The organism is Streptomyces araujoniae (assembly GCF_050871195.1).
Lineage (GTDB): Bacteria > Actinomycetota > Actinomycetes > Streptomycetales > Streptomycetaceae > Streptomyces > Streptomyces bacillaris.
In genome coordinates this window covers 2,148,067-2,173,706 of sequence record NZ_CP194070.1, presented here as the reverse complement: position 1 = coordinate 2,173,706, position 25,640 = coordinate 2,148,067, and the positions used below count along the sequence as shown (strand labels likewise).

Sequence of the window (25,640 nt, the reverse complement as noted above, 5' to 3'; positions counted from 1 at the left end):
GCGGAGCCGCGCGGTGCGGTGCGGTTTCGAAGCCCGCCGGAGGGGCAACCGGCCGCCATGGACACCAAGGAGAACGTCGAGGAGAACGTCGGGGAGCGCGCCGGGGGAGCCTTCGAGGAGGCGCCCGTGACTCAGGGGGACGAGCACCACGTCCTTCTGAGCGCGGACACCAACGGCGACGGGAAGCCCGATGTGTGGGTCACCGACACGACCGGCGACGGGACGGCGGACCTGTACCAGTTCGACACGACCGGCGACGGGAAGGTCGACGTGACGGTGGTCGAGGGCGCGGAGGAGCCCGGCACGGACCGGCTCGTGGTGGAGGGTGACGGCGGGCATCCGCAGGAGGTCTAGCCGCCGGGGCCGGTCGCCTGGGTCCGCCGCCTGGGGTCCGGTCGCCGGGGGTCTGGCCGCCGGGCCCCAGCTGCCGGGGGCCGGGTGTCGGGGGGCCGGCCGACGGTGCGTCCGACGCATTCAACGCATTTCCTGTCAAATCCCAGTGTTACCAGAGGAGTTGGGGGTACGCGAACGTCAGGCCGGTCCGATCGGGACCGGGTCTCGCAGCGACCGTCCCGAAGGAGCGACAGATGACCACGCACTACACCAACCAGCCGACCGGCCAGCAGCACCACCAGGGCGTGCCGCAGCGCGGGGCGGCCAACAACACGGTGAGCATCATCGCCATCGTCCTGGGCGTGATCGGGTTCCTCTTCCTGCCCATCGTCTTCGCTCTGGCCGGTGTGGTCCTCGGCATCATCGCGAAGACCGTCCGGCACGAGCGTCTCTCCACCGTGGCCATCGTCGTGAGCGCCGTGGGCCTGGTGGGCGGCATGATCCTCGGTGCCGTACTCGCGAGCATGTGACTCCAGGTGTGACTCCGTGGCGGCCAGGTGGTTCCGGGGCGGTCTCGGAGGCGCCCCCGGGTGAGGGAGACAGGCGGGCAGGCAGGCCCCACCACGCTGAGCGTGGTGGGGCCTGTTGTCGCTCCGTGGCCGGACGCGCCGGGTCTCTGCCGGCGGCCGACGGCCTGCGGCTGGGCCCGGGCATGGGTCTGTGGGCCCCTGACAGGCCCGCCGGGCTCGCCTAGCGTCGGTGCGGCCGTGTCCATGTGCTCGACCGTTTCGAGGGAGACCCCATGTGCCGATCCTGTGCTGTGCCCACCGGGCCGAACGACCTGTCCGCCGGGGCCGTGCGTCCGCTGCCGGGGCTGTCCCGGCGGGGGCTGCTGGCCGGTCTGGGCCTGGGCGCGCTCACCGTGGGCCTGTCGGCCGGAACTTCCGTGGCAGGCGAGGCCGAGGCTGAGGCCGGAGCGGCGGCCGAGGCGGCGGTTGCGGTGGCGGCGGCCGGGAACGGGGCCTGGGCCGGTCCGGCGCAGGGGCGTTTCCCGGCCGGGGGCCACTACGGCGCGCCCCGGGGCGGCGGGTCCCACGCCGGGCAGGACGTCAGCAACTCCACCGGGACAGCGGTCTACGCGGCGGCCGCCGGTACGGTCGTCCGCCGGTCGTGGGGCGGCGGGCTGCCCGGCCGCACCGGCAACGGGCTGGTGATCTCGCACGGCGGCGGCCAGTACACGTACTACGGGCACCTCAGCGCCTACCGGGTCGCGCTCAACGCCACCGTGACGGCCGGACAGCGCATCGCCGACATGGGGGCCACCGGCAACGTCACCGGCCCCCACCTGCACTTCGAGACCCACACGGGAGCCCTGGGCACCACCGTGAACCCGGTCTCCTTCCTGGCCGCCCGGGGCGTGGACCTGGCCGGTGGCTGGTCGCGGATCGACCCGGGCGCGAGCGGCACGACGGTCGTGGTGATCCAGCACCTGATGAACCAGCGCGGCTACGGTCTGGTCGTCGACGGGGCGTACGGTTCCGTCTCCGCCGACGCCGTCAAGCGGTTCCAGCGCTCCAAGGGGCTGGCGGCCGACGGCCAGGTCGGCCCGGCCACCTGGCCCGTACTCGTGTACACCCTGCGCCAGGGCGGCAGCGGCTCCCACGTCCGGGCCCTCCAGACCGCCCTGAACAAGCGCGGCGCCGGGCTGGTGGTCGACGGCGGGTTCGGTGCCGTCACCACGGGCGCGGTGCGGGCCTACCAGAGCGTCAACCGCCTGGTGGCCGACGGGGAGGCGGGTCCGGTGACCTGGCGGGCGCTGACGGGCTGACCGCCGACGGCCGCGGGATCCGGGGGCGGTGCCCGCGCGGGGAACGGGGGCGTGCCCGTACGGCGTTCTGGGGGCGGCGCCCGCGCGGGGGAACGGGGACGTGCCCGCACGGCGCCCTGAGGGCGGCGCCCGCACCGTGAACGGGTGCTGCCCGCGCGGTGATGGGCGCGGCCTTCGGTGGGTCAGCTCAGCAGCACGGCGGTGACGACGAGCGCCGGGACCGACAGCAGGGTGGACAGCAGGACCGAGTCCCGGGTGAACCGTTCGGCGATGCCGTAGTGCGAGGCGTACGTGAAGAGGTTCTGGGCGGCCGGGAGGGCGGCGATCACGACGACGTCCAGGAGCGCCGCGCCCTCCAGGTGGAAGAGGCCCGCCCCGACGGCCCACGCGACGAGGGGCTGGAGGACCACCTTCAGCAGGACGGACAGGCACAGCGCTCCCCGGTCCCCGCCGCGGCCCGGCCGTTCGCTGCCCCGCAGGGAGATGCCGAAGGCGAGGAGAACCGCCGGGATCGACATGTTGCCGATGAGGACGAGCGGTTCGAGCACCGGAGCGGGCAGGCTCCACCCCGTGGCGGCGACCACCACGCCGGACAGGGAGGCGATCGCCATGGGGTTGCGCAACGGGGTGGTCAGCCGCCGGACGAACGACACCGACCCCTCGGCGCGGCTCAGATCGAGAACGGTCAGCGCCAGCGGGGTGATCACGATCACCTGGAGCAGGAGGACCGGCGCCACGAGGGAGGCGTCCCCGAGGACGTAGACGGCGATCGGGATCCCCAGGTTCCCCGCGTTGACGTAGCTGGAGCACAGGGCCCCGAGCGTGACCCGTCCGACGTCCCACCGCAGGAACACCCCGGCCACCACGGCGAACACGGCGGCCGCCACCGCCGTGGCGACCGCCGTGACGACCAGCCGCTCCGACAGGACGACGGAGAGGTCGGCCCCGGCGAGCAGGGTGAAGAGCAGGGCCGGCGTCGCGACGTTGAACGCCAGCCGCGTCAGCACGGCCCGCCCGTCCGGCCCCAGATAGCCGGAGCGCCCGAGGACGTAACCGACGGCGATGACGGTGCCGATGACCGAGAATCCGGTGAGTACTCCCTGCATGTCCTTCTCACGGACGGAACGTGTGCGGTGGGTCTCCTGGCACATCGAGGGCGGGTCGGGCAGGAACCCGAACAAGATCGGAAAGAGCCTTTCGCGCCGGGATGACTCTTCCGTCGCTTCCCGGTCACGTTCTGATCAACCTCCGTGCGGTTCGGCTCCCGGGCTGCTTGGAGCCCTTCGGCCTGAAGGCCGCTACCCCGCACGGCCGGCCGGAGCAGCCTCCGTAAGCTGGCCCGCGAGCGGCGCACGGCGGGACGGGGGCGGACATGCGGGTGAGGAAGAGGCGTACTGCCTGGGCGCTCGGCTACTTCCTGATGGGCGTCGCCTGCCTCCTGGTCGCCGGGGTGATGGCGGCGGGCGCGGACCGGCCGGTCCATCTGATCCCGGTCGTGGTCGTCGGCGTACCGGGGGCGCTGCTGACGCTGCGCGCGCCGCGGCTCGGCGTCTCCTACGGACCGGCCGGGGTGCGGTACTCCGGTCTGTTCGGAACACGGACCCATGCCTGGGCGGACATCCGGGAGGTGCGGGTGGCCGTCCTGCCGGGGACGGTCTACTCGTCCGACGTCCCGGAACTGGTGCTGGCCTCCGGCGGGACGGACCAGCTGCTGATGCTGGGGGGCCACAGCTGGGGCCGGACCCGGAACCGGCGGATCACGCGGCTGGTGGCCGACCTGGAGGCGGCACGCGCGGCGGCGTCCTGAGGGGGGCTGACGACCGGGGGCGCCCGGGGCCTGCTTGGACTCGACCCGTCCGCCGTCGGTGCGGTCGGGGGACGGCGGCTACCTGGACTCGACCTGTTCACCTTCCGTGCGGTCGGGGCCGGCCGGGGCCTACTTGGACTCGACCCGTCCCACGGCGGCGGGGCCGGTCGTCAGCGCCTCGGACGCCGTCCGCCAGGCGGGGGAGCCGGGGTGCAGCCGGGTGCGGAGGTAGGCCGCGGAGAGCAGGGACAGGGCGGCGACCCGCTCGGGGTTCTCGTCGGTGGTCTCGGCCGCGTCGTAACCGGCGATCCCGCCCAGTCCGTGCTCCGCGTCGAACAGGGTGAGCAGGGTCTTGGGGCCCGGGGCGAGAACGTAGGGGTCGGCGTGCCACTCCGGCCCCCGGTCGGTGAAGTGCCGGGGGTCGTCCTTGTCCCCGGCGACGACCAGGGCGGGCGTGCTCATGGTGGAGAAGTCGACGGCCCCGATGACCGGCCACTGCCGCGCCATCGGCCCGTTGAAGGACTCGCCGCCGCTGCCGGGCGCGGCGAGCAGGACGCCCGCCGTGATCCGGGGGTCGAGGAGGCGCACCACGGTTCCGGTTCCGGGATCGGTGAGCCCGGCACCGAGCAGGAGGGCCGCGGTGAAACCGCCGTACGAATGCCCGGCGAGACCGACGCTCGTGCGGTCGACGCGCCCCGCGAGCTGCGGAACGGCGCTCTCGATCTCGTCCAGCCGGTCGAGTATGCGGCTCATGTCCTCGGCGCGGGAGCGCCAGAAGTCCGGTGCGCCGGGCGCGTCCGCGACCAGGTGGCTCAGGGTCCGCGAGGTGAGGTGGGTCGGCTGCACGACGACGAACCCGTGGGCGGCCCAGAAGTCGGCGAGCGGTGCGTAGCCGTTGAGCGAGGAGAGGTGGTGCGAGGGGCCGTGGCCGTGGGAGAGGAGGAGGACGGGGAGCCCGGTCCCGGTCACGGGCGCGGAGACCCGCAGCTGGAGGTCGACGGGGCGGCCGGGTACGGGCAGGGACAGGGGGCTGACGGACACGACGGGGGAGGGGGTCCCCAGGATGTCGGCCGCGAGGCCGGTGGCTGTGGTCATGGTGCGGGTGCTCCTTCGGTGGCACGGGCCGTCCGCGGGTCTGCTGGGACCCGGCGGCGGACGGAGAGGGCAGGGGAGGGCAACGGAGGGCGGCAACCGGTCCGGGCGGGATACCCTGAACGGAGCGCCGCTCCACTTAGTATCCGGAGCGCTGTTCCGTTTTGTCAATCGCGGGCGAACCGCAGGGTGACGGCGGAAGGGACATCGCAGGCGGCGGCGCAAGGGACATCGCAACGGAAGGAGTCCGATGACCACCGAGCCCTCCACGGGGGAGCCCGCGGCCCGGGGCAAGCGGGCCGACGCGCAGCGCAACCGGCAGACGGTGCTCGCCGCGGCCGCCGACGTGTTCGTCACCTCGGGCGTCGACGCGCCGATCCGGGAGATCGCGAGCCGGGCGGGGGTCGGCATGGGCACGATCTACCGCCACTTCCCGACCCGGGCCGACCTCGTCACGGCGGTCTACCGCCACCAGATCGAGGAGTGCGCCGAGGCGGGCCCCCGACTGTCGGCCGAGGCGGACTCCCCGTTCGACGCGCTGCGCCGGTGGATCGACCTCTTCGTCGACTTCCTCGTCACCAAGCACGGCCTGGCCGACGCCCTCCAGTCGGACAGCGACCGCTTCGCCCCCCTGCACGCGTACTTCCTCGACCGGTTGCTGCCCGTCTGCGCCCTCCTGCTCGACGCGGCGGTCCGCAGCGGCGACATCCGCCCCGGCACGCAGCCGTACGAGCTGATGCGCGGGATCGGCAACCTCTGCATCGGCCGCGACGACGACCCCGACTACGACCCCCGCCGCCTGATCGCGCTCGTCCTTGAGGGCCTCCGGCACCGTGCTTGAGAGTGTTCGGCTCCGCGCTTTGGAGTCTCCGGCTCCGCGACGCGCTCACCCCCCGGCGGACGCCCCCAGTTGCCTGATCTTCTCGAAGGGGTAACCGCCCACCACCGCGATGACCAGCGCGTACGCCGCGAAGGCGGCCAGGCCCGAGGTGGATACGGACCGGCCGCCGCCGCTCAGGATGACCGTCCCGAGGGGGACCAGGGGTGCCAGGCCGAGGATCGCCGCTCCGGTGCACCAGAACGCCACCAGGTCGTTCGCCCGCTGCCGGAGGGCGGGGTCCGACCTGACCGCCGCCGGGACCTCGTAGCCGGTCGCCCGGTCGCCGACCTTGCCGCGGTAGCCGGTGCGGGCCGCGAGGGAGCCGGCCAGGCCCAGCAGGAGAAAGCCGCCGAAAAGGAACAGGTAAGCCATGTACACCCCATGGGTGAGTTCGTCGAAGTCTGCACGCGCGGCGAGCGCGTCGCTACCCTGGCGGCTGCCGCCGCCGGGGGTGTGGCGGTCCGATCCGCTACAACAGCGACGACCTGAGCCGAACGGCTTACCAGCCCAGCGTTGAATCCGGATTCTCCGGAGCAGATCATAATGCCGCTGCGGGCCTGAGTGCCTGGGCTGGAGCGGTCCCAGGACCGGAGGTCTCGTGGCGGCGGACAGCGGCTCACCGGCATACGTCAGCGGACTTGCGGCAGCCGGAAGGGGCATACACATGGGTGAGCGCGGATTCGATCTGCCTTTGAAAGCCACGCGCGAAGTCATGGACCGGCGTGAGGAACTCGCTGACAGAGCCTGTGAGGCACTGGCCCTGGCCGGTCTTCCCGCTTGTCGGGGAACCTCGCAGGACAGGCCCGGTGCGAACGTTCGGGTGGATCCCCTTGCCGACGGTGGTGTTCTCGTGGAGTGGGGCACTCAGGAAGAACTCGCGACCGCAGTGGCGAACCTTCTGGAAAGCGGGGTGGATCCCTCGAACCTGCCCCACGCGATACGCCACTACGAAACCGTGCAGACCTGCATGCGGGACGCGGTCCTGCGGATCCTCACGTCAGCCGGGTTCCAGGCGGCGAGGGCGGACATGCACACGTACGGAAGCGCGGTCCACGTCGAAGGGGCGCACCCCCTGATCCCACTCGTGCTGTCCCCGCCCGATGAACTCGTGGGCCAGGGACTCCCCTCACCCCCACCTCACGAAGAAGGAGCCATGACCGAGCGGGCAGCCGAAGCCGTGTCGCGTCTTCGGGAGCAGTTGGCCTCCGACGTCTTCGACGCCTTGGAGGCGGCCGGATTCACCGTGCATCAGGAAGGCCGGAGCCCGGCGGAACCGCGAGGCGTCCTGCTGTCGGTCGATCCGAGTGAAGGCCTGGAGGGCGGGGTGTTCGTGAGGTGGAATGTCGCCCATGCCCTCTCCAGGGCCGCGATGGAGAGCGCCCAGCGGGAGGGGACGCAGGCGCGCACCTTTCAGCACTACGGCTTCGTGACCTCCCACATGCATGCGACCCTGATCTCCGTTCTCACGTCGGCCGGGTTCCAGGCCGTTGACGTCGATAGCGAGATGGACCCTTACCTGATCCGCGTCGTCCGCTGATTCCGGAGAGCCGCGCAGGCAGCGCTGGACGAAGTCTCAGACCCACCGGAGACGGCCCCACGTCCAGCACTCTCCTGTCGGCAGATGTGGAACCGTGCACCCCGGCGCACCTGCCCCCGGCGCTCTCCATCCCCGGTCCAGGTCGTCGGCCGTCCCCACGTGCGCGCGGATGGCAGCGGCGAGCAGACAAGGGGGCGGGCGAGGGCGGCTGCGGGCGCCACTCGTCCGGCGTACGCGACAATGGACCCATGACCACGCTCGCCCCTGTCCTCCCGCAGCTCCGCATCGGCCCGCACACCGTGCAGCCGCCCGTGGTGCTCGCGCCCATGGCCGGTATCACCAATGCCCCGTTCCGGACGCTGTGCCGGGAGTTCTCCGGGGGCAAGGGGCTCTTCGTCAGCGAGATGATCACCACGCGGGCGCTGGTCGAGCGCAACGAGAAGACCATGCAGCTGATCCACTTCGACGCGGCCGAGACCCCGCGCTCGATCCAGCTGTACGGGGTCGACCCGGTCACCGTCGGCAAGGCGGTCCGGATGATCGTCGAAGAGGATCTGGCCGATCACATCGACCTGAACTTCGGCTGCCCCGTGCCCAAGGTCACCCGCAAGGGCGGCGGCTCCGCGCTCCCGTACAAGCGGCCGCTGCTGCGGGCGATCCTCCGGGAGGCCGTCTCGGGCGCCGGGGATCTCCCCGTCACCATCAAGATGCGCAAGGGCATCGACGACGACCACCTCACGTTCCTGGACGCCGGGCGCATCGCCGTCGAGGAGGGGGTGACCGCCGTCGCCCTGCACGGGCGCACCACCGCCCAGCACTACGGCGGCACCGCCGACTGGGACGCCATCGCCCGTCTCAAGGAGCACGTCCCCGAGATTCCCGTGCTCGGCAACGGGGACATCTGGTGCGCCGACGACGCCCTGCGGATGATGCGCGAGACCGGGTGCGACGGTGTGGTCGTCGGGCGCGGGTGCCTCGGGCGGCCCTGGCTCTTCGCCGATCTCGTCAGTGCCATGGAGGGGCGTACGGAACGGCACGCGCCCACCCTGCGCGAGGTCGCGGACGTCATGGTGCGCCACGCGACGCTCCTGGGGGAGTGGATCGGTGACGAGGCCCGGGGCGTCATCGACTTCCGCAAGCACGTCGCCTGGTATCTCAAGGGCTTCGCCGTCGGCTCCGAGATGCGCAAGAAGCTCGCCATCACCTCCTCGCTGGAGGAGCTGGGCTCCCAGCTGCACGAGCTGGACCTCGACCAGCCCTGGCCGGACGGTGCCGACGGGCCCCGGGGGCGGACCTCCGGCAACAACCGGGTCGTCCTGCCGGACGGCTGGCTCAAGGACCCGTACGACTGCGCCGGGGTCAGCGCCGACGCCGAGCTGGACACCTCCGGCGGGTGAAGCGGGCTGAGGCCCTGAAGCCTCAGCCCGTCACGTCCGGGCCCGCCCTCCGCTCCAGCGGGGCCGCGCCCGCGGAGTTCATCACGTTAAAGACCACGCTGCCCGCCCGGTAGCGGTCGTCCGTCCACTCGATGGCCCGGCCCGCCGCCGTGTACGACAGGTGGCGCTGGCGCAGCAGCGGGCTGGCGCGGCGGACCTGGAGGAGGCGGGCGTCCTCGCTGCCGGCCGCCACCGCGTCGATCAGGTGCTCGCCGTAGTGCGCCACGATGTCCGCCCGCTCCGCGATGCTGTCCATGATCGAGACGCAGTCCTCCGGCAGCTCCAGGACCGCCGGGGCCACCCAGTCCGCGTACACCGTCCGCTCGACCATCACCGGTTCGCCGTCCAGGTGGCGCAGGCGCAGGACGTAGAGGATCCCGGTGCCCGGCTCCGCGTCCATGCGTTCGGCCTCCTCGTCGGTGGCCGGGCGCAGGGTGCGGGTCAGGATGCGGCTGCTGACCTCGCACCCCAGGGCCTGCGCCCACTGCGCGAAGCTGTTGAGCTGCTGGAAGCTCTGGCGGCGCTCCTGGCGCAGGACCACCCGCCGGGCCCCCTGCCGGGAGCCGATCAGGCCCTCCGACGCCAGCAGCGCCACCGCCTGGCGGACCGTGCCGCGGGAGACGGACCAGCGGGTGGCGAGGTCGCTCTCGGAGGGCAGCCGGGAGCCCAGCGGGTACGTGCCCGTGCGGATGGCGTGCCGCAGCGACTCGGCGATCTCCCGGTAGCGCGTAGCGCCCACGCGTCCCCCTTGGCTTCATGTGAACCGTACGTTGTGTACAGGTCCGCTCTTTCGCGACGGTCCTGCCGCTCACTCTAGCGTCGTCGTGACACGTTTCGATGCGAGGTCGTTATCTACCACAAGCCCTGGATAGTGGGCTTTCCTCTTCCTGCCCTCTTGCGGCACCAGACATGGGACGTTAACTTCCCGGACACCTGGCCCGGGCGAACTGGTGCCAGCTTGTATGAACAAGTGGCCCTCACACTTCGCTTCCGGGAGATACCACCGTGCGCAGAGCCCGACCCCGTCCCCGTATCCGCGCCAACGGCCGTACCGTTGCCGCTCTCGCCCTCACCACCGCCACCCTCACCGTCCTCACCGCCTGCGGTGCCGCGCCCGAGGAGAAGGCCGAGACCGGGGCGAACGGTGTGAAGTCCGCCGACGCCGCCTCGGCCGCCGACTTCGGCGGGATGGAGAAGCTGGTCGCCGCCGCCGAGAAGGAGGGCGAGCTGAACGTCATCGCCCTGCCGCCGGACTGGGCCAACTACGGCGAGCTGATCAAGACCTTCCAGGAGAAGTACAAGGTCAAGATCAAGAGCGAGACGCCGGACGCCTCCAGCGCCGACGAGATAGCCGCCGTCAAGTCCCGCAAGGGCCAGAAGCGCGCCCCCGACGTCCTCGACCTCGGCATCGCCTTCGCCCGCAGCGGCGCGGCCGAGAACCTCTTCGCCCCGTACAAGGTCACCGCCTGGGACAAGATCCCCGACAGCCAGAAGGACGCGGACGGCCGCTGGTACAACGACTACGGCGGGTACGTCTCCATCGGCTGCGACGCCGCCCGCATCACGACCTGCCCCGAGACCTTCGCGGACCTGCTCAAGCCCGAGTACAAGGGGAAGGTCGCCCTCAACGGCAACCCGACCAAGTCCGGCTCCGCCTTCGGCGGCGTCTACGCGGCGGCCCTCGCCAACAAGGGCTCCTTCGGGGACATCCAGCCCGGCATCGACTACTTCGGCAAGCTGAAGAAGAGCGGCAACTTCATCCCCGTCGAGTCCACCCCGGCCACCGTCGAGAAGGGCGAGACGCCCATCAGCATCGACTGGGACTACCTGAACGCCGGGTACGCCGACCAGTTCAAGGGCAAGGGCGTCGACTGGAAGGTCTCCGTCCCGAGCGACGGCGTCTACGCCCAGTACTACTCCCAGGCCATCAACAAGGACGCCCCGAACCCGGCGGCCGCCCGCCTGTGGATGGAGTACCTGTACAGCGCCGAGGGCCAGAACCTCTGGCTCAAGGGGTACGCCCGCCCGGTGCTGCTGCCCGCCATGACCGAGGACGGGACCGCCGACAAGGCCTTCGTCGCCAAGCTGCCCGCCGTCGAGGGCACCCCGGCCTTCCCCTCCTCCGAGGAACTGGACAAGGCCAAGGCCACGCTCTCCGAGAACTGGGACAAGGCCGTCTCCTGATGACCGCCTCCCACCCGTCCGCCGCCCCGGGACCCGGGGCGGCCGCCGCCGGGGCCGCCGGTCGTACGCGCCGCCGCCGGCCGGCCCGCGCCTGGCTCGGCGCGCTCCCGCTGCTCGTCTTCGCCGGGCTCTGCTTCGGACTGCCCGCCGGTGCCCTGCTGTACGGGGCCATCACCCGTACCGACCCGGCCTCCGGCGCCACCGAACTCACCGCCGAACACCTCCAGCGCTCGCTCCAGGGGCCCTACCTCACCTCGCTCACCGGAAGCGTCCAGCTCTCCGCGCTGACCGCCGCCATCGCCACCGTCGTCGGCGTGCTGATCGCCCAGGCCGTCGTCACCTCCCGGCGGGCCGCCCTGCGCGGGGCCGTGCTCACCGCCTCCGGTGTGCTCGCCAACTTCGGCGGCGTCCCGCTGGCCTTCGCCTTCATCGCCACCCTCGGCATCTCCGGTGTGGTCACCCAGCTCGGGAACCTGGACGCGCTCGGCTGGAACCTCTACTCCTTCACCGGACTCACCGTCATCTACCTCTACTTCCTCATCCCGCTCATGGTCATCGTCGTCGTCCCGGCCCTGGACGGGCTGCGCCCCCAGTGGCGCGAGGCCGCCCGCAACAACGGCGCCACCGCCTGGCAGTTCTGGCGGTACGTCGGACTGCCGGTGCTCGCGCCCTCGCTGCTCGGCGGGTTCGTCCTCCTCTTCGGCAGCGCCTTCGCCGCGCACGCCACCGCCGCCGCCCTGGTCGGCGGCTCCGTACCGCTGGTCACCCTGAAGATCGCCGACGCGCTCTCCGGGAACGTCCTGGTCGGCCAGGAGAACGTGGCCCTGGCGCTGAGCCTCGACATGATCGTGATCGCCGGACTGGTGATGGCGGTCTATCTGCCCCTCCAGCGACGGAGTTCCCGATGGCTGCACTGACCACCGCCGCCCCGGCCACCGGGGCGCCCGTCCCGGTGAAGACCGCCCGCCGTCCGCGCCCGCGCTACTGGCGCGGAGCCGTCCTGGCCGTCGCGGGGCTCTACTTCGTCACCCCGCTGCTCTCCTCGTTCGTCTTCACGGTGCACGTGCCGAACCAGGGGCTCACCTTCGAGGCGTACAGCGGCATCCTGTCGGCCGACGGCTTCACCGAGAGCCTCTTCCTCTCGCTCTCCCTCGCCGCCGCCACCATCGCGCTCGCCCTGCTGCTCGTCGTCCCCGCGCTCGTCGCGGTGCGGCTCGGGCCGCCCCGGCTGCGGGCCGTCGTGGAGGTCGTCTGCATGCTGCCGCTGGTGGTGCCGCCGATCGCCCTGGTGACCGGGATCGCCACCGTGCTGCGCTGGGGGCCCGACCACTTCTCGCGCACCCCGCTCTACCAGACCTTCCTGGCCGTGCAGAACGAGTCGTTCCCGGTGGTGCTGGTCCTCGCCTACACCGTGCTGGCGCTGCCCTTCGTGCACCGCTCGCTGGACGCGGGGCTGCGGGCCGTGGACGTGCCCACCCTGGTGGAGGCGGCCCGGAACTGCGGAGCGAGCCGGCTGCAGGTGATCGTCAGCGTCATCCTGCCCAACCTCCGCTCCTCACTCGCCGGGGCCTCCTTCCTGACCCTGGCGCTGGTGCTCGGCGAGTACACCGTCGCCTCGCTGCTGGGCTTCCGGCCCTTCGCGGTGTGGATCGTCACCGTCTCCGGCGCCGAGGCCCGGATGTCGGTCGCCGTCTCGCTGCTCTCCCTGCTCATCACCTGGGCCCTGCTGCTCGTCCTCTCGCGCGCCGGAACCGGGTCGTCCGCCGCCGCCACCGCGATTCCCGCCGGACCCGCCGCGGCCTCCGCCCCGGCCGGTCCCGCGGCCGTCCCTGCGGCCGGAACCGGAGCCACCGTCTCCGCCCCGGGCGCCGGAGCCGCCGCGACCCCGGCCGCCGCCGCCCCGGGCGCCCCGGCCACCACCCCGGCCGCCGCCCCCACCCCCGTACCCGGCAAGGAGTAGCCACCCATGTCAGCCCTGCCAGCCCCGCCCACCGCCACCACCCCCCGCTCCGGGCCGGTCCCGGCCGCCGCCGCGTCCGCGGGGCGGGCCACCACCGGGGCGCGGGTGGAGTTCCGCTCCCTGCGCCGGGCGTTCGGCCCCACCGTCGCCCTCGACGGCCTCGACCTCACCGCCGAACCCGGCGAACTGCTCGCCCTCCTCGGCCCCTCCGGCTGCGGCAAGACCACCGCGCTGCGGGTCCTCGCCGGGTTCGAGCAGCCCGACTCCGGTGAAGTGCTGGTCGACGGCGAGGACATCACCCCCGTCCCCGCCAACCGGCGCGACGCGGGCATGGTCTTCCAGTCCTACAGCCTCTTCCCGCATCTCAACGCCCGCGACAACGTGGCCTTCGGCCCCCGGATGCGGGGCGTCGCCACCGCCGAGCGGCACGCCACCGCCGACGAACTGCTCGAACTTGTCGGCCTGCCCACCCACGGCGACCGCTACCCGCACCAGATGTCCGGCGGCCAGCAGCAGCGCGTCGCCCTGGCCCGCGCCCTCGCCCTGCGACCCCGGGTCCTGCTCCTGGACGAACCGCTCTCGGCACTCGATGCCAAGGTCCGGCTCACCCTCCGCGAGGAGATCCGCCGCCTCCAGCTCGCCCTCGGGATCACCACCATCTTCGTCACCCACGACCAGGAGGAGGCGCTCTCCATGGCCGACCGGGTCGCCGTCCTCAACGCGGGCCGCCTGGAGCAGTGCGCGCCCCCGGCCGAGCTGTACGAGCGCCCCGCCACCCCGTTCGTCGCGGAGTTCGTCGGCACCATGAACCGGGTGCCGGGACAGCTGACCGGCGACGGTTCGGTGGTCGTCGCGGGCGCCCCGCTGCCGGTCGACGGGGACGTTCCCGCAGGCCGGGGCGGGGTCGACGTCCTCATCCGGCCCGAGAGCATCGGCGTCACCGCCGACCCGGAGGGCACCGCCACGGTCGTCTCCGCCTCCTTCCTCGGCTCGGTCACCCGGGTCCTCCTCGACCTCCCGGACGGCGCCTCGGTCAAGGCCGACCTCGCCTCCCGCGACGCCACGGAACTGGCTCCGGGGGTACGGGCCCGGGTCACCCCGGTCCGCCGGCCGGTGCTGGTCGTGCCCGCGGGGGAGAGCACCGGGCCGGAAGCCGCCGCCGGTGACAAGGTGGACGCGTGAAACCACCGAGCGCCCCCGCCGCCGTCCTCTTCGACATGGACGGCACGCTCGTCGACACCGAGGTGCTCTGGTGGGAGACGGCCCGCGAGGTCGCGGCCGGGCTCGGCCACCGGCTGACCGACGCGGACGCCCCGGAGGTGGTCGGCCGGGCCGTCGCCGACACCGCCGCTCATCTGATCGAGGTCACGAGCGGCGACCCTTCGACCCTTCCCGGCGCGGCGGCGGGCCGGGACCCCGCTCCGGAGTGCCCGGCGGCCGACCCGGCCCCCGCCCCGGAGCGCACCGAGGTCGACCGGGCCCCCGCCCCGGAACGCACCGCGGCCGACCGGGCCGCCGCCCTGGAGCGCACCGCCGCCGAGCTGACCGACTCCTTCTTCCGGAAGGTCGACGCGGGCGCCCCGCTGCGCCCCGGCGCCGCCGCGCTGCTGACCTCGCTCGAAGCCGCCGGGGTGCCGTTCGCCCTGGTCAGCGCGTCGCCCCGGAGTGTGGTCGACGCGGTGGTGGCGGGGGCGCTGGCCGGAGTGGACTTCGCCTTCACGCTCTCGGCCGACGACACCGTACGGACCAAGCCGCACCCCGATCCGTACCGGGCGGCGGCCGAGCGGTTCGCCGCCGATCCCGCCGCCTGTGTGGCGGTGGAGGACTCCCCGGACGGCACCGCGTCCGCCGACGCGGCGGGGTGCGCGGTGCTGGTGGTCCCGTCGCTGCTGCCGGTCGCCCCGGGGCGGGGGCGGACGTTCGCCCGTAGCCTGGAAGAGGTGGACCTCGGGGTGCTGACCGACTGCCTGAGGCGTCCGAATCCTGAAATCCAGGGTCCGAAACCAGCGTGATTCACGCCACCCTTGATCGGGGGTCCGCTCAGATGAGCGGATTGGCGGTGGCTGCACTTCTGGAAGACCTGGCACTCAGTGCCAGGTGGCAGCCTTCGAGAAGTGTACTCAGGTGCGGAATGGTCCGCTCATATGAGAGTCCATGGTCAAGAAATGGCCATGCTGCCTTCATCGGTTGAACGGAGGATCGCACTCCACTCGTCGGGGAGTTTCTTTAGATCTGCTGGCGGACGGGTGGTTGCGGCCTCATGACGACCAAGTGGACGTACCCATACGCCTTCGATCTGGGTATGTTCCTCGCCGTCAGGGCAGCCACCGCGTCCTCGAGGAGTCGAGACCCGTGTCGGAAAACAAGGATCCTCAGAAGTTCGTCTACGACTTCACCGAGGGCAACAAGGATCTGAAGGATCTTCTGGGCGGCAAGGGTGCGAACCTCGCCGAGATGACCAACCTCGGCCTTCCCGTCCCTCCGGGCTTCACGATCACCACCGAGGCCTGCAAGGTCTACCTGGAGAGCGGGCAGGCCCCCAAAGCCCTCCGCGACGAGGTGAGTGCGCACCTCGCCGCGCTGGAGGAGCGGATGGCCAAGAAGCTCGGCCAGGCGGACGACCCGCTCCTGGTCTCCGTCCGCTCCGGCGCCAAGTTCTCCATGCCCGGCATGATGGACACGGTCCTCAACATCGGCCTCTCCGACGCCTCGGTGGCCGGCCTCGCCACCCAGTCCGGCGACGAGCGCTTCGCGTGGGACTCCTACCGCCGCCTCATCCAGATGTTCGGCAAGACCGTCCTGGGCGTCGACGGCGACCTCTTCGAGGAGGCCCTGGAGGAGGCGAAGGCGGCCAAGGGGATCACGGTCGACACCGACCTGGCCGCGGCCGACCTGAAGAAGCTGGTCAAGCAGTTCAAGAAGATCGTCGAGGCCCAGGCCGGGCGCGCGTTCCCGCAGGACGCCCGGGAGCAGATGGACCTGGCCATAAACGCGGTCTTCGACTCGTGGAACACCGACCGCGCCAAGCTCTACCGCCGCCAGGAGCGCATCCCCGGCGACCTCGGCACGGCCGTCAACGTCTGTTCCATGGTCTTCGGCAACCTCGGCCCCGACTCCGGTACGGGCGTCGCCTTCACCCGCGACCCGGCCAGCGGCCACCAGGGCGTCTACGGCGACTACCTCCAGAACGCGCAGGGCGAGGACGTCGTCGCCGGTATCCGCAACACGGTGCCGCTCGCCGATCTGGAGTCGATCGACAAGAAGTCGTACGACCAGCTCATGGGCATCATGGAGACGCTGGAGAACCACTACAAGGATCTCTGCGACATCGAGTTCACCATCGAGCGCGGCCAGCTCTGGATGCTCCAGACCCGGGTCGGCAAGCGCACCGCCGGTGCCGCCTTCCGGATCGCCACCCAGCTCGTGGACCAGGGGCTGATCGACGAGGCCGAGGCCCTCCAGCGCGTCAACGGCGCCCAGCTCGCCCAGCTGATGTTCCCGCGCTTCGACGACGAGGCCAGGACCCAGCTGCTCGGCCGGGGCATCGCCGCCTCGCCCGGCGCCGCCGTCGGCAAGGCCGTCTTCGACTCGTACACCGCGATCAAGTGGTCCCGCTCCGGCGAGAAGGTCATCCTCATCCGCCGCGAGACCAACCCCGACGACCTCGAAGGCATGATCGCCGCCGAGGGCATCCTCACCTCGCGCGGCGGCAAGACCTCGCACGCGGCGGTCGTGGCGCGCGGCATGGGCAAGACCTGTGTCTGCGGCGCCGAGGACCTGGAGGTCGACACCAAGCGCCGCCGGATGACGGTCGGCGGCACGGTGATCGAGGAGGGCGACCTCGTCTCGATCGACGGCTCCACCGGCAAGGTCTACCTGGGTGAGGTACCCGTCGTACCGTCCCCGGTCGTCGAGTACTTCGAGGGCCGGATGCACGCGGGCGCCGACGACGCCGACGAGCTGGTCGCCGCCGTGCACCGGATCATGGCGTACGCGGACCGGGTCCGCCGGCTGCGGGTGCGGGCCAACGCCGACAACGCCGAGGACGCGCTGCGCGCCCGCCGCTTCGGCGCCCAGGGCATCGGGCTCTGCCGCACCGAGCACATGTTCCTCGGCGAGCGCCGCGAGATGGTCGAGAAGCTGATCCTGGCGGACACCGACGACGAGCGCGAGAACGCCCTCGCGGCCCTCCTGCCGCTCCAGAAGGCCGACTTCATCGAGCTGTTCGAGTCGATGGACGGCCTGCCCGTCACCGTACGGCTCCTGGACCCGCCGCTCCACGAGTTCCTGCCCGACATCACCGAGCTGTCGGTGCGCGTCGCCCTCGCGGAGTCCCGCAAGGACGCCAACGAGAACGACCTGCGCCTCCTCCAGGCGGTCCACAAGCTGCACGAGCAGAACCCGATGCTGGGTCTGCGCGGGGTCCGTCTGGGTCTGGTCATCCCCGGGCTGTTCGCCATGCAGGTACGGGCCATCGCCGAGGCCGCCGCCCACCGCAAGAACGCCAAGGGCGACCCGCGCGCCGAGATCATGATCCCGCTCGTCGGCACGGTCCAGGAGCTGGAGATCGTCCGCGAGGAGGCCGACCGGGTCATCGCGGAGGTCCAGGCCGCCACCGGCACCGACCTGAAGCTGACCATCGGCACCATGATCGAGCTGCCGCGCGCCGCGCTGACGGCCGCCCAGATCGCGGAGGCCGCCCAGTTCTTCTCGTTCGGCACCAACGACCTGACCCAGACGGTGTGGGGCTTCTCCCGCGACGACGTGGAGGCCTCCTTCTTCACCGCGTACCTGGAGAAGGGCATCTTCGGGGTCTCCCCGTTCGAGACGATCGACAAGGACGGCGTCGGCTCGCTGGTGCGCAGCGCCGTGGAGGCAGGACGGGCCACCCGCCCGGACCTGAAGCTCGGCGTCTGCGGCGAGCACGGCGGTGACCCGGAGTCGGTGCACTTCTTCCACGAGGTGGGCCTGGACTACGTCTCCTGCTCCCCGTTCCGGATCCCGGTGGCGCGGCTGGAGGCCGGCCGGGCGGCCGCGGGAGCGAGGGCCAGCGACAGCCGCTGATCCCGGAGCGGTCCCGCGCCAGTCGCCGGGCCGCCATGGAGAGACCAACTCCGGGGATTTATAAGGGAATTGGGTCGAGTCCCTCATCGGCCCGCCACCCTGGACCGATCCCCGGAACACCCGGAAGCGGCGGCACCCTGTGCGGGGGTGCCGCCGCTTCGCTCTGTCCGACGGGAGGCATTCCGCTTCTTGCCGGGAGCCGCCCCGCTCGGCCGCGGGAGCCGTTTCGCTTGTCAGCGGAATATGTACCGCGCACCGTCCCGGAGCGGAATGTGCGCTACCGATGTGTCGTAGCACACATTGCTTCGTTTAATACGCAAAGAAGCGAGGGTGTCCGCAGAGTGGACCGGAGCCGGGACCGGGGTGCGGTCCATGGATCCCCACCCATGGACCGCACCCGGCTTACCCCCGTCGGGTACGGAGCCGCACCGTCGCCCGCCGCCGCCGAACACACAAAGCCCCCCACGGCCTTCACGTGCTCATCCGGCGGGCACCGGATGCGTACCCGACGTCGTACAGCTTTTCGGGTGAAGCGGAACGGGGCGAGACGTTTCACTTCTGGCCGAAACCCCGTGGTGACCTCCTGTGACGGTCCGCATACCCTTCGGTGGGGGCAATTGCGGATGCAACAGGTGGGGGCGGTAGTGCTGCGGATCCATGTGTCCAGGCTGGACCTTTCGCGCGTGCGGATGGCCACGAGGCCGGACGCGTTGTGGGAAACGATTCTCAGTTTTCATCGGCTGAGGGACCGGCGGGCTTCGACGGTCTTCGGGAAATGGCGGACCGAAACACGAGCGCGGTTGAATGGTGAAGCGCAACTGCTGGCGGCGGTCGTCCCGCCCCGCGGCTATTTCCCGGATTTCCTGACCCCCTCGCAGGAAGGCGCCGAGCCTTTCGGGCTCGACGTGGGAATGGAGGCCCTGCGCGACACGCCGGTCGACCGCATCCGCCGCGAGCTGGACCTGATGGCCGCCGGCCGGCGGCGGCAGCGGAACGGCCGGGCGGGCGGCGGCTGCGACGCCGGGCCCGCGCGGATCACGGCCGCCCTGCCCGCCGCGCTCTCCGAGGGCCGCGCCGAGCCCCTCGCCCGGCTCATCGGCGCCCTGCGCGGCTACCACGACGCCGCCGTCGAGCCGTACTGGCCGCACATCCGCGCCTCCATCGAGGCCGACCGGGCCGTGCGCGGCCGGGCCCTCCTGGACGGCGGGGCCGAAGAGCTGCTGGCCACCCTGCCGCCGATGATCCGGTGGCGGGCGCCCGTGCTGGAGGCGGACTACCCGGTCGACCGCGACCTGTATCTCGACGGGCGCGGGCTGCTGCTCCAGCCCTCGTTCTTCTGCCGGGGCACCCCCGTCGTCTACCGGGACCCCGCGCTCCCGCCCGTGCTCGTCTACCCGGTCACCCACACCGGCGCTCCGGCCTTCGCGGAGCCCGGCCCCTGGCTCGGCCGGCTCGTCGGCCACACCCGCTCCGCCGTCCTGCAGGCCATAGGCACCGGCTGCACCACGAGCGAACTGGCCCGCCGCGCCGGGGTGTCGCTCGCCTCCGCGAGCCAGCACGCCTCCGTCCTGCGCGAGGCGGGCCTCGTCCTCACCCTGCGCCACGGCAGCTCGGTGCTCCACACGCTGACCCCGCTGGGCGGCTCGCTGCTGCGGGGCGGGGCACCGATGGCGCTGTCCTGAGCGGGCCGTGAGCGTGTGCCCCGGGCGTGGGCCGTGGGCGTGATCCGTGGGCGTGTTGCCTTGGGCCTTGCGGCGGGGCTGCCCGGAGCGCTTCGAAACTTCTTCCCCGTACGGCGATGAGTTCCGGGCTGCCCCGCCGTCTACCCCTTCGACAGCGCCGCACGGACCACGGCAGCGCACGACGGAACGCAGGAAGAGGCAACGACCATGGCTCAGATGATCTTCGTGAACCTGCCGGTGAAGGATCTGGAGACCGCGAAGGGCTTCTTCGGGAAGCTCGGCTACGGCATCAACCCGCAGTTCAGCGATGACAAGGCCGCGTGTGTGGTCATCAGCGACACGATCTTCGTCATGCTGCTCACGGAGCCGCGCTTCAAGGACTTCACCAAGAAGGACATCGCGGACGCGTCGAGGACGACCGAGGTCATCCTCGCCCTCAGCGCCGAGAGCCGCGAGAAGGTCGACGAACTGGCCGACGCGGCCCTGGCGTCGGGCGGCTCCCCGGCGGGCGAGACGCAGGACATGGGCTTCATGTACGGCCGCTCGTTCCAGGACCCCGACGGCCACATCTGGGAGGTCGTCTGGATGGACGAGTCCGCCGTCCAGGGCGAGGGCTGACCACGCCGGTCCGTGAGGGCGTGCGCCGGGGTCACAGGGGAGTCCCGGCGCACGCGCGGGCGGCGCGGTCGCCCGTACGCGGACGCGTCAGCCGCGGAACGGACCCGTCACCTCGTACGTGATCCCGCCGGACGAACTGCCGCTGGTGCCGCGCTGCGAGGAGAAGTAGAGCCGCCTGCCGTCCGGCGAGAAGGCCGGGCCGGTGATCTCCGAGGAGGACTGCCCGGTGATCCGCAGGAACGGGGCCACCGTGTCGGCGGGCGTGATCAGGCAGATCTCCATGTTGCCGCCGTCCTCCGCCACGTACAGGTCGCCGGAGCCGGACCGGGTGACGTTGTCGACCCCGGTCAGCGGCGCCGCGCCGCCCGTCACCAGCGAGTCGTCGTACGTCAGCGAGATCGACGAGGTGGTCGCGTCGTACGCCCACACCCGGTTGTCGCCCTTGGTGGTGAACCAGCAGGTGCCCGCCGCGTAGAAGCACCCCTCGCCGCCGTTGAAGACCTTCGCGCCGGAGACCTGGTGGCGGGTCTGGGTCGAGGAGGCGGCCGGGTCCGGGACGTCGGCCCAGGTCACGGCGCCGGAGGTGCCCGTACCGCCGACCAGGACCTGGAGCGTGCCGCTCGACAGGTTGCCCCAGGTGGCGGGCCGGAAGCGGTAGAAGCGGCCGTCGCTCTCGTCCTCGGTGAGGTAGACGTACCCGTGGTCGGGGTCCGCCGCGGCCGCCTCGTGCTTGAACCGGCCGAGCGCGGGCCGCCGTACGGCCGCGTTCACTCCCCAGGGGTCGGTCTCGTAGACGTACCCGCGTGTGACCTCCTCGCAGGAGAGCCAGGTGTTCCACGGGGTGGAGCCGCCCGCGCAGTTGTTGTTCGTCCCCGACAGGATCCGGTACGCGTTCGTCACCGTGCCCGAGGAGTTGAACCGCACCGCGCTCGCCCCGCCGCCACTGCCGGAGGAGACCTCGGCGTTGGAGACGTAGATCCACCCCGAGCCGTCGGCGTAGGTCGCCCCGCCGTCGGGGGCGCTGTGCCACCGGTAGGAGGTGCCCGCCACGGTCTGTCCCGACCGGGCGATGATCCGGCTGGTGAAGCCGCTCGGCAGCTGGATGCCGTTGCCGTTGGCCGCCTGCAGCGCGCCGTACGGGCCGGGGGCCGGCTGGGCGGGGGCGGCGGAGGCGGCGCCGCGCCACAGGGTGCCGCCGAAGGCCGCCGCCGAGCTGCCGACCACCGCCGTGCGCAAGAAGGTCCGACGTTCCACGATCACTCCACGGATGAGTGAGGGCCCGCCGCCCCGGACGGGACCGGCGGGTCGCGCGTCAGGACTGTAGGGGCGCGTAGTTGACGTGCCCTCAACAAGCGGTGAACTGTGGGAGGCCGGGGCCGGGCGGCCACCGTCCGCTCCGCGCGGTCGACGCTCTCTCCGGGCCCCGGCGTACGGGTCGAAGCCGTGCGCCTCCATGAACCCCGGCTCGACGGGGGAGAACGTCCTGCGGGCCCTTCCTCACGGGCTCTTCCTCGCGGCTCTTCCTCACGGGTGCTTCTCCACGGAGAGGGCCCGGAGGCCCGGTGTGACCCGGCGGCATCGCACCGGCTTCCCGGACGGACCCGTGCGCCCGGCACCGCAGGCCAGCCCCTGTGAGTCCCCGCTCCTGGCGCCCCCTTAGTGTCGAGGACATGCCCGACATCACCCTCACCACCCTGGTCCTCCTCTGCCTCGCCGCGGCCGCCGCGGGCTGGATCGACGCGGTGGTGGGCGGGGGCGGGCTGCTGCTCCTGCCCGCCCTGCTGCTCGGCCTGCCGAACGTCCCCGCCGCCCACGTCCTCGGCACCAACAAGGCCGTCGCGATCGTCGGCACCTCGGGCGCCGCGATCACCTATGTGCGCCGGGCCCCGGTACGGGTCGGGCTGGCGGTACGGGTGGGGCTGATGGCGCTGGCCGGTTCGATGGGCGGGGCGTTCTTCGCGGCCGGGATCAGCAGCGAGGTGCTGCGCCCGGTGATCATGGTGGCACTGCTCGGGGTGGCGGCGTTCGTGCTGCTGCGCCCGTCGTTCGGCACGGCGGCGCAGGAGGGCGCGGACGCCCGGCCGGTGACCCGGGCCCGGATCGTCACGGCGGTCGTGCTGGTCGGCGGCGGGATCGGCTTCTACGACGGCCTCTTCGGCCCGGGGACCGGCACCTTCCTCGTGCTGGCCCTCACCGCCGTACTCCACCTGGACCTGGTGACGGCGTCCGCCACCGCCAAGATCGTCAACGTGTGCACGAACGCGGGGGCGCTGGCCATGTTCGCCTACCAGGGCTCGGTCCTGTGGCAGCTGGCAGCCGTGATGGCCCTCTTCAACCTGGCGGGTGGGATGGCGGGGGCCCGGATGGCGCTCAACCGGGGGAGCGGCTTCGTCCGGGCGGTGCTGCTGACGGTGGTGTTCGCGCTGGTGGCGAAGTTGGGCTACGACCAGTGGACCGCGTAGCGGACCGGGGGGAGGCTCACCGCACATCGGTGAGATGGGCGTAGGCCACCACGTTGCCCTGGTAGCCGGTCTCCTTGGAGAAGCCGCCGCCGCAGGTGATCAGCCGCAGCGAGGCGTGCGGGGAGTCGCCGTAGACGCGCTGGTCGGGGAAGTCCTTGTTGTCGTACACCTCGATGGCGTCGATCGAGAAGACGGCGGTGCGCCCGTCCTCGCGGACGACCTCGACGCGGGTGCCCTTGGTGAGGGCGCCGAGGGCGTAGAAGACGGAGGGCCCCTCGGCGTTGTCGACATGCCCGGCGACGACGGCGGTGCCCTTGGCTCCGGGCGGGACCCCGTCGGCGTACCACCCCGCGAGGTTGCGGTCCTCGTCCGGCGGTACGTCCAGGCTGCCGTCTGCCCCGAGCCCCAGCCGCATCATCGGCGCGTCCACGTCGATGCTCGGGATGCGGATGCGGACGGGGTCGGAGGGCCGCAGCGGTTCGGCCACCGGAGAGCCCGGCTGGAGCTCGGGCCCGGCGGCGAAGGCCTGGGCGCTGGAGGGCTGCGGCGGGATCAGCTGCTCGCCGGAGCCGTTCTGGACCAGCCAGATACCGCACAGCACGGCGATGCCGACGAGCCAGCCTCGGGCTTTCTGCGCGCTCTGGGACACGGGGAGTCCTGGGGGTGAGCCGTGGGGTTTCGCGGACTGGGGGTGAGCCGTGGGTTTCGCGGACGAGGCTGCCCGGGCCGGACGCGCGGGGGAGCGGGTCGGGCCCGGGAGCAGGGGGCGTGCCGGGCCGCGTCGGCCCGGCACGCCCGCCTCAGCGGCCGTTCTCGGTGCCGGGCTCGGTGCGGCGGCGCAGCAGCCAGAGCCCGCCGACGGCCGCCAGGCCGATCACGCCCACGCCGAGGGCGACCTGGGTGGAGTTGGGCTCGACGCTGCCGCCGACGCCGGTCCGCACATGGCCGGACGGGCGCTGGTGGTCGGGCTTCTCGTGCTTGCCGCCGCCGATCACCTTGAGGTCCCCGACCGCGTCCTTGCCGTTGTCGCAGGTGACGACGATCTCGTAGACCCCGGGCCGGGTGTCGTGCGGCACCCGGAACTGGCCGACGAGGACCTCCTTGTGCGTACCGTGGCGGAGTTCGAAGTCCCCGGCGTCCAGGGAGTTGGCGTCACCGATGCCCGATCCCTTGGGGCCGCAGGCGGTGGTGTTCACGGTGACGGTGGCGCCGGGGGGCGCGGTCGCCGGGGTGATCTCCAGCCGGCCGAAGTTGTCCGCGTACGCGGACGGGGCGGCGGCGAGACCGAGCGCTATGACGGTGGCCGCGGCGGTGGCGGTACCGGTCACGAGGCGGGCAGGACTGCGCATGGGTTCCTCCGGGCAGACGGCGCGAGCGGTGGTGTCCTGCCCCTGACCTAACGGCGGGTCGCCACCGCATGCCTTCTGACACCGGATCAGCTTTCACCCGTACGGCCCGGCGCGGCACTCTTGCTGTCGAGGATCACCGCAGGTCAGGGTGGTGCGACTGGTCCGTTCGGTCCGTGCTGCCGGTCCGGGTGCCGAACGAGTGAGCCCCGGATTCCTCATGTGACCCAGGTCACATACATGTCTTCCCGGGGCGGGGGCACACGGTAGACATCCCCCCACGGGACGGATTCCCTCCGCCCCCCACGGCACCCGCCCCCACCCGGCCCAACCCCCCCTGGGCCCGGTGGGGGCGGTGTCACTTCCACGGGCTCGCCGCCCGGCCCGTCACTCCGTCCCCGCAAGGTCTGTCACGGGCTCGTCGCCGGGATCAGGTGCCCGCGCCCGCGCTCCAGGAGATCGCCGGCGGCCGCACCCGGCCGCACAGCGGCTGCCCCTTCCCGTCGGTCAGCCCGAGCCGCCCGGTGAGCCGCCCGGAGCGCACCGCGGCCTCCAGGACCTCCGCCCCGATGTCGTCGAACATCAGCTTGGCGCGCCGGAACATGCTGAACACCCCGGCCCCGTCCACCGTGCCCCACGACAGATAGACGAACCGCCCGCCCAGCCGGTTCTGGATGTACGGCCCCGAGACCACGACCCCGTCCGCCGTCTGCTCGGCCGTGCACTCCAGCGTCCACGAAGCGCCCGGAGCGTCCCCGGGGCAGAGCCCGAGCAACTCCCCGGGCCGGTCCTTGCGCTGTACGCCGACGTGGATGTTCTCGCACCCGGGAAAGTCGGAGTCCGGCCCACAGGCGCGACCGGGAAGCGCCGATGCCTCGATATGGATCTGCATGGACCCATGGTCCGTCACGGCGGGCCGCGGACGGTCACGGCACTTCTGGACCGGTCGGCCGGGCGGGGCGAATCCCCGCGGGGGGGAAATCGGCGTCCGTACGGCGGCTGACCCGTGCGGGGACGACAATCGGTGCACGGGCAGGAGTCCGCCGTATCCGAGGAGACCGAACGATGACAGCGCCGCCGCCGGCATGGCTGACCGTACTGACCACGACCGACAGCGAGGAGAAGGCCCACGAGCTGGCGCAGGGGGCGGTGGAGGCCCGGCTGGCGGCCTGTGCGCAGATCTCCGCGCCCGTCACCTCGGTCTACCGCTGGCAGAACGCCATCGAGTCCTCCGAGGAGTGGCAGGTGCTGTTCAAAACGGCGGGGGAGCGGTACGAGGAGCTGGAGGCGTATCTCCTGGCGGCCCACGACTACGAGAACCCCGAGGTCATCGCCGTCCCCGTCCTCCGTGGCAGCGCCCGCTACCTCGGCTGGGTGACGGCGGAGACGGCCCCCGCAGCCGCTCTGTGAC

24 protein-coding genes and 1 pseudogene are annotated in these 25,640 nt (G+C 72.2%); 17 read left to right on the top strand and 8 right to left on the bottom strand.

Annotation, left to right across the window (positions count from 1 at the left end; all coding sequences use genetic code 11):
- The first annotated feature begins 57 nt into the window (after positions 1-57).
- The 3 genes from ACQ9ZG_RS09295 (at position 58) to ACQ9ZG_RS09285 (ending at position 2,161) form a co-directional block, all read left to right on the top strand.
- Positions 58-354 (top strand): hypothetical protein, encoded by a 297-nt coding sequence (locus ACQ9ZG_RS09295; RefSeq protein ID WP_018487042.1) that lies wholly within the window; start codon positions 58-60, stop codon positions 352-354.
- Positions 355-587: 233 nt separating this feature from the next.
- A complete protein-coding gene (locus ACQ9ZG_RS09290) occupies positions 588-863 on the top strand; it encodes a hypothetical protein (RefSeq protein ID WP_028415298.1) in 276 nt (91 codons plus the stop codon).
- Positions 864-1,135: 272 nt separating this feature from the next.
- The gene (locus ACQ9ZG_RS09285) at positions 1,136-2,161 is read left to right on the top strand and encodes a peptidoglycan-binding protein (RefSeq protein ID WP_499280256.1); all 1,026 of its coding nucleotides are present in this window, start codon (positions 1,136-1,138) and stop codon (positions 2,159-2,161) included.
- A 182-nt stretch (positions 2,162-2,343) separates the two neighbouring features.
- On the opposite strand, the gene ACQ9ZG_RS09280 is transcribed toward ACQ9ZG_RS09285, so the two are convergent.
- Positions 2,344-3,267: an AEC family transporter gene (locus ACQ9ZG_RS09280; RefSeq protein ID WP_109914968.1), complete on the bottom strand. Its 924-nt coding sequence runs from the start codon at positions 3,265-3,267 to the stop codon at positions 2,344-2,346.
- Between the two features lie 272 nt (positions 3,268-3,539).
- On the opposite strand from ACQ9ZG_RS09280, the gene ACQ9ZG_RS09275 reads away from it, so the two are divergent.
- Positions 3,540-3,968, top strand: a complete 429-nt coding sequence (locus ACQ9ZG_RS09275; protein ID WP_499280254.1) for a hypothetical protein — start codon at positions 3,540-3,542, stop codon at positions 3,966-3,968.
- A 129-nt stretch (positions 3,969-4,097) separates the two neighbouring features.
- Here the strand turns inward: ACQ9ZG_RS09275 and ACQ9ZG_RS09270 are convergent, their stop codons facing one another.
- On the bottom strand, positions 4,098-5,063 hold the full coding sequence (locus ACQ9ZG_RS09270) for an alpha/beta hydrolase family protein (protein ID WP_109914965.1): 966 nt from the start codon (positions 5,061-5,063) through the stop codon (positions 4,098-4,100).
- A 247-nt stretch (positions 5,064-5,310) separates the two neighbouring features.
- On the opposite strand from ACQ9ZG_RS09270, the gene ACQ9ZG_RS09265 reads away from it, so the two are divergent.
- Positions 5,311-5,901: a TetR/AcrR family transcriptional regulator gene (locus ACQ9ZG_RS09265; protein WP_018487036.1), complete on the top strand. Its 591-nt coding sequence runs from the start codon at positions 5,311-5,313 to the stop codon at positions 5,899-5,901.
- Positions 5,902-5,946: 45 nt separating this feature from the next.
- Here the strand turns inward: ACQ9ZG_RS09265 and ACQ9ZG_RS09260 are convergent, their stop codons facing one another.
- Positions 5,947-6,312, bottom strand: coding sequence for a hypothetical protein (locus tag ACQ9ZG_RS09260; RefSeq protein WP_109914969.1), 366 nt, complete (start codon positions 6,310-6,312; stop codon positions 5,947-5,949).
- A gap of 292 nt (positions 6,313-6,604) precedes the next feature.
- Here ACQ9ZG_RS09260 and ACQ9ZG_RS09255 point away from each other — a divergent pair, with 292 nt between their 5' ends.
- The gene (locus ACQ9ZG_RS09255) at positions 6,605-7,477 is read left to right on the top strand and encodes a hypothetical protein (protein ID WP_258312091.1); all 873 of its coding nucleotides are present in this window, start codon (positions 6,605-6,607) and stop codon (positions 7,475-7,477) included.
- A 248-nt stretch (positions 7,478-7,725) separates the two neighbouring features.
- Positions 7,726-8,874, top strand: a complete 1,149-nt coding sequence (gene dusB, locus ACQ9ZG_RS09250) for a tRNA dihydrouridine synthase DusB (RefSeq protein WP_028415311.1) — start codon at positions 7,726-7,728, stop codon at positions 8,872-8,874.
- A gap of 22 nt (positions 8,875-8,896) precedes the next feature.
- Here dusB and ACQ9ZG_RS09245 read toward each other — a convergent pair whose 3' ends face one another.
- The gene (locus ACQ9ZG_RS09245) at positions 8,897-9,652 is read right to left on the bottom strand and encodes a GntR family transcriptional regulator (RefSeq protein WP_109914966.1); all 756 of its coding nucleotides are present in this window, start codon (positions 9,650-9,652) and stop codon (positions 8,897-8,899) included.
- Positions 9,653-9,918: 266 nt separating this feature from the next.
- On the opposite strand from ACQ9ZG_RS09245, the gene ACQ9ZG_RS09240 reads away from it, so the two are divergent.
- The 8 genes and pseudogenes from ACQ9ZG_RS09240 (at position 9,919) to ACQ9ZG_RS09205 (ending at position 20,421) form a co-directional block, all read left to right on the top strand.
- Positions 9,919-11,097, top strand: coding sequence for an ABC transporter substrate-binding protein (locus tag ACQ9ZG_RS09240; RefSeq protein ID WP_109914967.1), 1,179 nt, complete (start codon positions 9,919-9,921; stop codon positions 11,095-11,097).
- Entirely contained in the window at positions 11,097-12,014 is a 918-nt protein-coding gene (locus ACQ9ZG_RS09235; protein WP_028415314.1) for an ABC transporter permease, read from the top strand. The genes ACQ9ZG_RS09240 and ACQ9ZG_RS09235 overlap by 1 nt, the downstream gene beginning before the upstream one ends.
- A pseudogene (locus ACQ9ZG_RS09230) lies at positions 12,002-12,874 on the top strand (ABC transporter permease); the annotation flags it as partial. The gene ACQ9ZG_RS09235 and the pseudogene ACQ9ZG_RS09230, both read left to right, overlap by 13 nt.
- A 189-nt stretch (positions 12,875-13,063) precedes the next feature.
- Positions 13,064-14,239 (top strand): ABC transporter ATP-binding protein, encoded by a 1,176-nt coding sequence (locus ACQ9ZG_RS09225; protein WP_499280252.1) that lies wholly within the window; start codon positions 13,064-13,066, stop codon positions 14,237-14,239.
- A 35-nt stretch (positions 14,240-14,274) separates the two neighbouring features.
- Positions 14,275-15,069, top strand: a complete 795-nt coding sequence (locus tag ACQ9ZG_RS09220) for an HAD family hydrolase (RefSeq protein ID WP_499281585.1) — start codon at positions 14,275-14,277, stop codon at positions 15,067-15,069.
- A 340-nt stretch (positions 15,070-15,409) separates the two neighbouring features.
- Entirely contained in the window at positions 15,410-18,121 is a 2,712-nt protein-coding gene (ppdK, locus tag ACQ9ZG_RS09215) for a pyruvate, phosphate dikinase (RefSeq protein ID WP_028415318.1), read from the top strand.
- 644 nt (positions 18,122-18,765) lie between these two features.
- The gene (locus tag ACQ9ZG_RS09210; RefSeq protein WP_099220650.1) at positions 18,766-19,803 is read left to right on the top strand and encodes an ArsR/SmtB family transcription factor; all 1,038 of its coding nucleotides are present in this window, start codon (positions 18,766-18,768) and stop codon (positions 19,801-19,803) included.
- A gap of 207 nt (positions 19,804-20,010) precedes the next feature.
- Positions 20,011-20,421 (top strand): VOC family protein, encoded by a 411-nt coding sequence (locus ACQ9ZG_RS09205; protein ID WP_109917636.1) that lies wholly within the window; start codon positions 20,011-20,013, stop codon positions 20,419-20,421.
- Positions 20,422-20,508: 87 nt separating this feature from the next.
- On the opposite strand, the gene ACQ9ZG_RS09200 is transcribed toward ACQ9ZG_RS09205, so the two are convergent.
- The gene (locus ACQ9ZG_RS09200; protein WP_084995857.1) at positions 20,509-21,675 is read right to left on the bottom strand and encodes an alkaline phosphatase PhoX; all 1,167 of its coding nucleotides are present in this window, start codon (positions 21,673-21,675) and stop codon (positions 20,509-20,511) included.
- A 416-nt stretch (positions 21,676-22,091) separates the two neighbouring features.
- On the opposite strand from ACQ9ZG_RS09200, the gene ACQ9ZG_RS09195 reads away from it, so the two are divergent.
- A complete protein-coding gene (locus ACQ9ZG_RS09195) occupies positions 22,092-22,883 on the top strand; it encodes a TSUP family transporter (protein ID WP_109914112.1) in 792 nt (263 codons plus the stop codon).
- Between the two features lie 16 nt (positions 22,884-22,899).
- Here the strand turns inward: ACQ9ZG_RS09195 and ACQ9ZG_RS09190 are convergent, their stop codons facing one another.
- From ACQ9ZG_RS09190 to ACQ9ZG_RS09180, 3 genes are all read right to left on the bottom strand, one after another.
- On the bottom strand, positions 22,900-23,532 hold the full coding sequence (locus ACQ9ZG_RS09190) for a class F sortase (RefSeq protein ID WP_028415323.1): 633 nt from the start codon (positions 23,530-23,532) through the stop codon (positions 22,900-22,902).
- 151 nt (positions 23,533-23,683) lie between these two features.
- A complete protein-coding gene (locus ACQ9ZG_RS09185; protein ID WP_109914851.1) occupies positions 23,684-24,232 on the bottom strand; it encodes a GVDTG sorting domain-containing protein in 549 nt (182 codons plus the stop codon).
- 427 nt (positions 24,233-24,659) lie between these two features.
- Positions 24,660-25,121 carry a DUF5990 family protein gene (locus ACQ9ZG_RS09180; RefSeq protein WP_109917402.1) on the bottom strand — a complete coding sequence of 154 codons (462 nt, stop codon included), beginning with the start codon at positions 25,119-25,121 and terminating at the stop codon, positions 24,660-24,662.
- Positions 25,122-25,294: 173 nt separating this feature from the next.
- Between ACQ9ZG_RS09180 and cutA the strand changes: the two genes are divergently transcribed.
- Positions 25,295-25,639 (top strand): divalent-cation tolerance protein CutA, encoded by a 345-nt coding sequence (gene cutA / locus ACQ9ZG_RS09175; protein WP_028415325.1) that lies wholly within the window; start codon positions 25,295-25,297, stop codon positions 25,637-25,639.
- Position 25,640: the final 1 nt, after the last annotated feature.